The sequence below is a fragment of the Kitasatospora sp. NPDC057198 genome, assembly GCF_042670125.1.
GTDB lineage: Bacteria > Actinomycetota > Actinomycetes > Streptomycetales > Streptomycetaceae > Kitasatospora.
The window spans coordinates 19,558-27,388 of sequence record NZ_JBHUWH010000051.1 but is presented as its reverse complement, the minus strand read 5'-3'; the positions used below and the strand labels follow the sequence as shown (position 1 = coordinate 27,388).

The following is a 7,831-nucleotide window of genomic DNA, read 5'->3' as shown; positions in this document are numbered from 1 at the left end:
AGGCCCGGCCGCCGCGCACCACGTTCCGGACGGGTCAGGCGGTGGCGGCGGGCGCCGGGGCGGCCGACTCGCCGCGCTCCTCCTTGGCGAGCATCCGCTCGGCGAAGAAGCCGCCGGTGGGCAGCACCGACAGCACGAACAGCAGCAGGGTGCGCTTGGGCTCCCAGCGGCGGGCCTGGTGCGCCTGCACCAGGAACACCACATAGAGGACGAACAGCGCGCCGTGCACCGCGCCCATCACCGGCACGCCGTTGAAGCTGGTGGTGCGCTTGAGCACCGAGCAGACCAGCAGCAGGATGAAGGACAGCCCCTCGGGGCCGGAGACCAGGCGCAGGCGGTGGACGGCGGCGACGCTCTTCACGGGGATTCCTCACGGGGCACGGCGGACGGCTTCGCTTGTGAAGGGATGCACAAGCCGGGACCATTATCACCGACCCGACGCCGGCGCCGACCGGGGACCCCCTATCCTGCTGTGCTGCGCGCTCCGAAGGCCGGGGCGCGCGGACCCACGGGGGGAACACGCACATGCTGAAGCGGGACTGGGACCGCCACACCTGCGCCAAGCGCGGCCACATCACCTATGCGCCCGACGAACCGGGCCTGCGCGAGCGGCTGCACGCCGCCACCGCCGTCGGCACCGTCTGGCGCTGCCTGCGCTGCGGCGACTTCGCGCTCGGCGAGCCGCACGGCTCCGGCCCCGCCCAGGACGCGCCGCTGGTGCCCCGCGGCAAGGCCCTGCGCGACCTGTTCATCCTGCGCTTCCTGGCCGTCGAGCGGTTCCTGCGCGGCCTGCTGATCGTGATCGTCGCCTGGGGGGTGTGGAAGTTCTCCAACAGCCAGGACGCGGTGCGCCGGATCTTCGACGAGAACCTGACCGTCTTCAAGCCGGTCACCGAGCACTTCCACTGGGACCTGGAGCACTCGCCGATCGTCGACACCGTCCGCAAGACCTTCGACTACAAGCACTCCACCCTGGTCTACGTGGCCGCGGCGCTGCTGGCGTACGCGCTGATCGAGATCGTCGAGGCGTTCGGCCTGTGGTGGGGCCACCGCTGGGCCGAGTACCTGACCGTGGTCGCCACCGCCGCCTTCCTGCCGCTGGAGGGCTACGAACTCACCGAGCACGTCAGCGCGCTGAAGGTCTGCACGCTGCTGCTGAACATCGCCGCGGTGCTCTGGATCATGCTCTCCAAGCGCCTGTTCGGGCTGCGCGGCGGCCGCGCCGCGTTCGAGGCCGAGCGGCACTCGGCCTCGCTGCTGGAGGTGGAGGCGTCCGCGGGGGCGCTGCCGCAGACCGTCTGACGGTATGTCCGATGTACGGGTTTCGTACCGAACCGGTACCAGCCCGCCCCGCCCCCTCCCCAGCCGGGGAGGGGGCGGCTACATTCCGGACGTGGCACAGTTCCGACTCCAGGGGTCCAGGGTCCTCGCCGTCGATCTCGCCGGGGACACCGTCAAGGCACGCAACGGCTCGATGGTCGCCTACACCGGGCAGATGGGCTTCAAGAAGCTCACCGGCGGCGGCGACGGCCTGCGCGGCATGGTCACCCGCCGGCTCACCGGCGAGCGCATGGAGGTCATGGAGGTGAAGGGGCAGGGCACCTGCTACTTCGCCGACAAGGCCACCGAGGTCAATCTCGTCCGACTGAACGGCGAGACGCTGTTCGTCGAATCCGACAACCTGCTCTGCACCGAGGCGACGCTGCGCACCGGCACCTCCTTCACCGGCCTGAACGGGATGGCCGGCGGCAACGGCCTGTTCACCACCAAGGTCGAGGGCCAGGGCTGGGCGGCGGTCACCTCCAACGGCCCGGCGGTGGTCCTGCGGGTCTCCCAGGGCCTGCCGCTGCGGGTCGACCCGGGTGCGTACATCGCGCACACCGGCAACCTGCACCGGGCGCTCAAGTCCGGGGCCGGCTGGTCCACGCTGATCGGCGAGGGCGGCGGCGAGGCCATGCAGGTCGAGTTCACCGGCGAGGGCCTGGTCTACGTCCAGCCCTCCGAGCGCGTCACGCTGGGGGGCGAGGTCTGATGGCGTTCACCCGGATCAACAACAAGATGATCTCCGCCAAGGTGGTGCCCGGACAGCGGGTCCTCTCCCAGCGCGGGGCGATGCTCGGCTACACCGGCGACGTCACCTTCCAGCCCAACCTGATGGGCGGCCAGGGCGGCGTGATGTCGATGATCGGCCGCCGGGTCGCCAACGAGGACACCCCGCTGATGACCGTCGAGGGCCACGGCACCGTGATGTTCGGCCACGGCGGCCACCACGTGCACGTGATCGACCTGGTCGGCGACACCCTCTACGTGGAGGCCGACCGGCTGCTCGCCTTCGAGGGCGGCCTCCAGCAGTCCACCATGTTCATGGGCCAGCAGGGCGGCCTGATGGGCGTGGTCCGCGGCCAGGTCACCGGCCAGGGCCTGTTCACCACCAAGCTCACCGGCCAGGGGTCGGTCGCCGTGCTGGCCCACGGCGGCGTGATCGAACTCCCGATCCTCCCCGGCCAACCCGTCCACGTCGACCCGCAGGCGTACGTCGCCCACCGGGGCGAGGTCACCAACAAGCTCTCCACCGCCCTCGGCTGGCGCGACATGGTCGGCCGCGGCTCCGGCGAGGCGTTCCAGCTCGAACTGTCCGGGCAGGGCGCGGTGTACGTCCAGGCCAGCGAGGTGAAGCTCTGATGTCCTACCCCCCGCAGCCCCCGCAGTCGCCCTACGGCCAGCAGCCGTACGGGCAGCAGCCCCCGCCGTACCCGCCGCAGGGCCCCCCGCCCGGGTACTCCCAGCAGCAGTACGAGCAGTCCCACCAGGCCACCCAGGCCGGGATGCACGTTCCCCAGCCGCCGCCCTACCAGGCGTCCCCCGCCGGGCAGTTCGGCGCGCCGGTGTTCCAGCCGCCCGGCGGCGACGGCCCGCAGGTCTGGGACGCCGCCACCCTGCCGTCCGACGACAACGTCAACCCGTACTGCTTCTCGGTCGACCTGAACGGCGCGTACTACCTGCAGAAGGGCAAGATGATCGCCTACTACGGCGAGATGCGCTTCTCCGGGATCGGCCGCGGCGTCCTCGACCGCGTCCTGGAGCAGAACTTCAACTCCCCGCTGCACGCCTCCGACTGGGTGGTCGCCGAGGGCCGCGGCAAACTGCTGCTCGCCGACCGGTCGTACGACCTCAACTCGTACGACCTCGAGGACGGCAACCTGACGGTGCGCTCGGGCAACCTGCTCGCCTTCGAACCCTCGCTGCGGCTCAAGCAGTCGATCATCCCCGGGTTCCTGACCCTGATCGGCACCGGCAAGTTCGTCGCCGCCTCCAACGGGCCGGTGCACTTCGTCGAACCCCCGGTCCGGGTCGATCCGCAGGCCCTGGTCGGCTGGGCGGACTGCCCCGCGCCCTGCCACCACTACGACCACAGCTACCTGCACGGCGTCATCGGCGGCCTGCGGCACCTGACCGGGATCGGCGGCGCGAGCGGCGAGGAGCACCAGTTCGAGTTCATCGGGGCCGGGCAGGTGCTGATGCAGTCCTCCGAGCAGCTGATGACCGAGCGCTCCGTCGGCGTCGTCGCGGCCGAGGCCGGCATCCCCGGCGCGAACGTCCCGCACCAGCAGCAGCACGGCGGCGCGACGGGACTGGGCAGCCTGGGCGACCTCGGACGCCGCTTCGGGCTCTGAGGGCGGGCACCGGCGGGGGCGCGGCGGTTCTCCCCGCGCCCCCGGCTCCGCTCGTTCCTGCTCGTTCCTACAGGGGCGTGAACTCCACCGGGAGGGAGACCAGCGCCCGGTGGATCGGCCCCGGGCGCCACAGGACGTCCGGGGTGGGAACCGCCAGGCGGAGGTCGGTGAGGCGGCTGATCAGGTACTCGATGGCGGTGACGGCCATCAGGACGGCGGGCTGGCGGGCCGGGCAGCGGTGCGGCCCGGCGCCCCAGGCGAGGTGCGCGTAGGAGCCGCCGAGGGACTCGCTCTCGGCGGGGGTGAGCGCGGCCTGCGCGTTGGCGGAGGCGTAGGAGACCAGGACCGGCTGCTCGGGGGTGAGTTCGGTGCCGTGGAAGACGGTCTCGCGCCGGGCGTAGTGCGGGGAGAAGTTGGACAGCGGCGGGTCGTTCCAGAGCACCTCGTTGACCGCGTCGTGGGCGGTCATCGCGCCGCTGTGCAGCGACCCGGCGTAGCGGTCGTCGGAGAGCATCCGCAGCAGCGCGTTCGCGATCAGGTTGGCGGTGGGTTCGTGGCCGGCCATCAGGGTGAGCGTGATGTGCCGGACGACCTCGTCGTCGGCGAGCTGCGCGGGGTGGCCGAGGAAGGCGGAGATCAGGTCGTGCCGGGGCGCGGTGCGGCGGTCGGCGACCTGTTCGGTGACGACGGCGACCAGGTCGGCGTACGCGGCGGCGGCGCCGGAGGAGGTCTCGAAGGCGCGGTTCATCGCGGTGCTGATCCGGTCGGTGTCCGGTTCGGGGACGCCGTACCAGGAGGTGAGGATGAGCAGCGGCAGCCGGTAGGCGTACGCGGCGAGCAGGTCGGCCCTGCCGGCGTGGGCGAACTCGGCGATGAGCTGTTCGGCGACGGCGGTGGTGTCGCGCTGCAGCAGGTGGGGTTCGAGGATGCCGACGCTGTCGGTGATGACCTGGCGGTAGCGGGTGTGCGCGGGGCCGTCGGAGAACAGCGCGGTGGGGCGCCAGCCGAACAGCGGGAGGATCGGGGAGTCGGCGGGCTGGGTGGCCTGCCAGCGGCGCGGGTCGCGGGTCCAGGCGTCGGTGTCGCGGAGGACTTCGAGGGCGACGTGGTAGTCGGTGACCAGCCAGGCGTCGACGCCGGGGGCGAGTTCGACGGGGGCGAGCGGCCCGCGGTCGCGCAGCCGGGCGTAGTGGGCGTGCGGGTCGGCGGCGAACTGCGGCCCGTAGAGGGCGGTGCGGGGGGCGCGGGTCACGGGGCGGTCTCCTGCGGGAGGCGGTCCAGGACGTGCTCGGTGAGGGCGATCAGGGCGTCGACGCAGCCCTCGCGCTCGCGGGCGTCGCACTCGAGCAGCGGGGTGGCCGGGTCGAGGTCGAGGGCGGCGCGGACGGCGTCGAGGGCGATCGGCGGGGTGTCGGGGAAGCGGTTGACCGCGACGGCGTAGGGCAGTCCGGCCTCCTCGATCAGGTCCATGGCGTCGAAGGCGTCGGCGAGCCGGCGGGTGTCGACCAGGACGAGCGCGCCGAGGGCGCCGCGGGCGAGGTCCTCCCAGAGCGGGAGGAAGCGGCGCTGGCCGGGCGTGCCGAACAGGTAGAGGACGAACTCGCCGCCGCCGAGGGTGAGCCGGCCGAAGTCGACGGCGACGGTGGTGGCGGTCTTGCCGGGGATGCGGCTGAGGTCGTCGACCGGGAGGCTGGCCGCGGTCATGACCTCCTCGGTGTGCAGGGTCGGGATCTCCGACAGGGTGCGCACGAAGGTGGTCTTGCCGACCCCGAACGGCCCGCTGACCATGAGTTTCATCAGGACCGGGTCGGTGGGGGGCAGGTAGGCCGGGGCGCCCGGCGGGGCGTCGGCGACCGGGGCGGCGGTGCTACTTGAGGGCGCGAAGTCCACTGAGGAGCCTTTCGGCGAGGTCCCGGCTGACCGGCTGGGCGGAGGGGATCGGCGCGCGGACCGAGAGCGCGCCGCGTTCGGCCAGGTCGGCGGCGATGAAGACGGTGGCGCTGACGGGCAGCCGGAGGTGGGCGGCGGCCTCGGCGAGGGTCAGGGCGCCGGGGCGGACCAGTTCCCATAACTGGCGGTGTTCGCCGCCGACCCCGGCCGGGAGGTCGGCGGCGGCGTGCAGCACGCTGAGCCGGTCCAGGCCGTGGGCGCCGGCGGCGGCGGTGCGGCCGTGGGTGGCGAGGTAGGCGGGCACCAGTCGGCGGCGGGGGCCCTGCGGGCGGGGAGAGGCGGTCACGTGCGGCTCGCCTCCCGGGCGGGGCTGGCCAGCGCCCGGGCGAGCGCGGCCACCTGGACCTGCATCTGGTAGGCGATGGTGCCCAGGTCGGCGCCGGGGAGGGCGAAGACGGCCAGCGAGGAGTTCTCGCCGGCCGGGGTGACCACGGCGTAGCCGTGCTCGGACTCGACCACGGTCTGGCTGAGCGCGACCTTCTCGGCGCCGGTGAAGGCGGTGGTGAAGGCGCGGGCGGCGGCGTGCAGCGAGGCGGTCATCGCGGCGACCCGGTCGGCGCCGTCCCGGCCGAGGTCGGCGGAGTGGCCGGTGACCAGGCCGTCGCCGGTGGCGATGACGGCGTTCTGCACGCCGGGCAGGTCGAGCAGCGGGGTGAGGACCCAGGAGAGGTCCTCGGTGTGGCGGCGGAGCGGTGCGGTCACGGGGTTTCTACTCCTTCGGGTGCGGCGGGTCCCTCGGGGCGCGCGGGGCGGTCGACGGCGCTGCGTCCGGCGGCGGTGCCGGACTGGAGTGCCGACCACGCGCTGCGGGCCCGGTCGGGGGTGGTGCCCGCCGGGGTGGTGCCCGCCCCGGTGGTGCTCGCCGGGGCGGGGAGGGGGGACGGTGCGTCCTGCTGCGGGACGCGGGGGGTGCGGCGCTTGCGGGTGGGCAGGGCGTCGCCCGCGTCGAACACCGGGGCGCTCTGGGTGATCGGGCGGGGGGCGAGGGCGGACAGCGGGGCGGCCGGGTCGGTGAGGGTGAGCAGGTCGGCGGGCAGCCGCAGGATGGCCCGCACGCCGCCGTACGGGGAGGGCTCGACCCGGCAGCCGAAGCCGAACTGGCGGCAGAGCAGGCCGATCACCGCGAAGCCGGCCTGCGGCGGGTCGCCGAGTTCGGTGAGCAGCACCTCGGCCTGGCCGTCGAGCAGGTCGCCGGCCCGTTCGAGCTGGTCGGGCTCCATGCCGACGCCCATGTCGTCGACCACCACCAGGGCGCCGGAGCTGCCCTGTTCGATGGCGACCACGACCCGGGTCTCGGGGTGGGAGTAGGCGGTGGCGTTGCCGAGGATCTCGGCGAGCGCGATGGCGACGGGTTCGGCGGCCCGGGCGGCCACCGCGAGCCGGGGTTCGCGCAGGTGGTTGGTGATCTCGATGCGGGCGTAGCCGGCCACCCGGGACTGCGCGCCGACGCAGAGCTCGGCGAGCGGGGAGTCCTCCCGGGTCATGCCGGGCCAGGCGCCGGAGAGCACGGCGAGGGACTGCACCCGGCGCAGGGTGAGCTCGTTGCGGAAGTCGAGGGCGAGCAGCCGGGGGTCGTCGACGGAGAGCTGGACCTCCTCCAGCAGCGAGCGGACCTGGATCAGCAGGGCCTGGATCTTGGAGGCGGCGCCGCGCAGGGCGGCCCGGGCGGCGGCGTCGGTGCGTTCGCGTTCGGCGAGCGCGGCACGGACGGCGGCGGCGAGCACGGCGTCCAGGGCGCGGTGCAGTTCCTCGCCGCCGGCGGTGTCGAGCGGCCCGGGGACGGGCGTGCGGGGGTGGGTGAGCGCGGTGGCGGCGGCGGGCAGCCGTTCGTGCGCGAGGTGGGTGGACTCGCGGACGGCGGCGGCGTACCGGGCCTCGGCGAGGGTGTGCCGGGCCTCGGCGGCGTGCGCGCGGGCCTCGGCGGTGCGGGCGCGCTCCTCGCCGGTGCGGGCGCGGTGCTCGGCGGCCCTGGCGCGGACCTCGGCGCCCTGGGCGCGGTTGTCGGTCTCGGCGGCGCGCCGGGTGGCGGCGCGGGCGGTGCGGACGGCGCGCCGGACGGACCACAGCAGGGGTCCTGCGGTCAGGGCGGCGCCGGCCAGCAGGGCGAGCACGATCTCGACCATGGGGTCCTCGGGGGGAGTCGTCGCTGCGGGGACGGGTGCGGGAACGGGAGCCGCCGGCGGTGCGGGGGCGGGGGTCGCCGGCGG

General features: G+C 74.1%; 10 protein-coding genes. 4 read left to right on the top strand and 6 right to left on the bottom strand.

Annotated elements, in window-relative coordinates; translation table 11 throughout:
• Positions 1–34 precede the first annotated feature (34 nt).
• The gene (locus ACFUEL_RS09075) at positions 35–367 is read right to left on the bottom strand and encodes a DUF3817 domain-containing protein (protein WP_380235401.1); all 333 of its coding nucleotides are present in this window, start codon (positions 365–367) and stop codon (positions 35–37) included.
• A gap of 161 nt (positions 368–528) precedes the next feature.
• Between ACFUEL_RS09075 and ACFUEL_RS09070 the strand changes: the two genes are divergently transcribed.
• From ACFUEL_RS09070 to ACFUEL_RS09055, 4 genes are all read left to right on the top strand, one after another.
• Positions 529–1,302 carry a DUF2127 domain-containing protein gene (locus ACFUEL_RS09070; protein ID WP_380235400.1) on the top strand — a complete coding sequence of 258 codons (774 nt, stop codon included), beginning with the start codon at positions 529–531 and terminating at the stop codon, positions 1,300–1,302.
• 91 nt (positions 1,303–1,393) lie between these two features.
• Positions 1,394–2,032 (top strand): AIM24 family protein, encoded by a 639-nt coding sequence (locus ACFUEL_RS09065; protein WP_380235397.1) that lies wholly within the window; start codon positions 1,394–1,396, stop codon positions 2,030–2,032.
• A complete protein-coding gene (locus ACFUEL_RS09060; RefSeq protein WP_380235396.1) occupies positions 2,032–2,682 on the top strand; it encodes an AIM24 family protein in 651 nt (216 codons plus the stop codon). The genes ACFUEL_RS09065 and ACFUEL_RS09060 overlap by 1 nt, the downstream gene beginning before the upstream one ends.
• 203 nt (positions 2,683–2,885) lie before the next feature.
• Entirely contained in the window at positions 2,886–3,674 is a 789-nt protein-coding gene (locus ACFUEL_RS09055) for an AIM24 family protein (protein WP_380235399.1), read from the top strand.
• A 67-nt stretch (positions 3,675–3,741) separates the two neighbouring features.
• On the opposite strand, the gene ACFUEL_RS09050 is transcribed toward ACFUEL_RS09055, so the two are convergent.
• The 5 genes from ACFUEL_RS09050 to ACFUEL_RS09030 form a co-directional block, all read right to left on the bottom strand.
• Positions 3,742–4,926: a cytochrome P450 gene (locus ACFUEL_RS09050; RefSeq protein WP_380235395.1), complete on the bottom strand. Its 1,185-nt coding sequence runs from the start codon at positions 4,924–4,926 to the stop codon at positions 3,742–3,744.
• Positions 4,923–5,471: an ATP/GTP-binding protein gene (locus tag ACFUEL_RS09045; protein ID WP_380235398.1), complete on the bottom strand. Its 549-nt coding sequence runs from the start codon at positions 5,469–5,471 to the stop codon at positions 4,923–4,925. The genes ACFUEL_RS09050 and ACFUEL_RS09045 overlap by 4 nt, the downstream gene beginning before the upstream one ends.
• A gap of 70 nt (positions 5,472–5,541) precedes the next feature.
• Positions 5,542–5,910 carry a DUF742 domain-containing protein gene (locus tag ACFUEL_RS09040; protein WP_380235394.1) on the bottom strand — a complete coding sequence of 123 codons (369 nt, stop codon included), beginning with the start codon at positions 5,908–5,910 and terminating at the stop codon, positions 5,542–5,544.
• Positions 5,907–6,326, bottom strand: a complete 420-nt coding sequence (locus ACFUEL_RS09035; protein WP_380235393.1) for a roadblock/LC7 domain-containing protein — start codon at positions 6,324–6,326, stop codon at positions 5,907–5,909. Before ACFUEL_RS09035 ends, ACFUEL_RS09040 begins: the two co-directional genes overlap by 4 nt.
• The gene (locus ACFUEL_RS09030; protein ID WP_380235392.1) at positions 6,323–7,747 is read right to left on the bottom strand and encodes an ATP-binding protein; all 1,425 of its coding nucleotides are present in this window, start codon (positions 7,745–7,747) and stop codon (positions 6,323–6,325) included. The genes ACFUEL_RS09035 and ACFUEL_RS09030 overlap by 4 nt, the downstream gene beginning before the upstream one ends.
• Positions 7,748–7,831: the final 84 nt, after the last annotated feature.

Excerpts from the sequence above, each read along its gene's own strand:
- ACFUEL_RS09045 (WP_380235398.1), bottom strand. The coding sequence starts at position 5,471 with ATGAAACTCATGGTCAGCGGGCCGTTCGGGGTCGGCAAGACCACCTTC.
- ACFUEL_RS09030 (WP_380235392.1), bottom strand. The coding sequence starts at position 7,747 with ATGGTCGAGATCGTGCTCGCCCTGCTGGCCGGCGCCGCCCTGACCGCA.
- ACFUEL_RS09060 (WP_380235396.1), top strand. The coding sequence starts at position 2,032 with ATGGCGTTCACCCGGATCAACAACAAGATGATCTCCGCCAAGGTGGTG.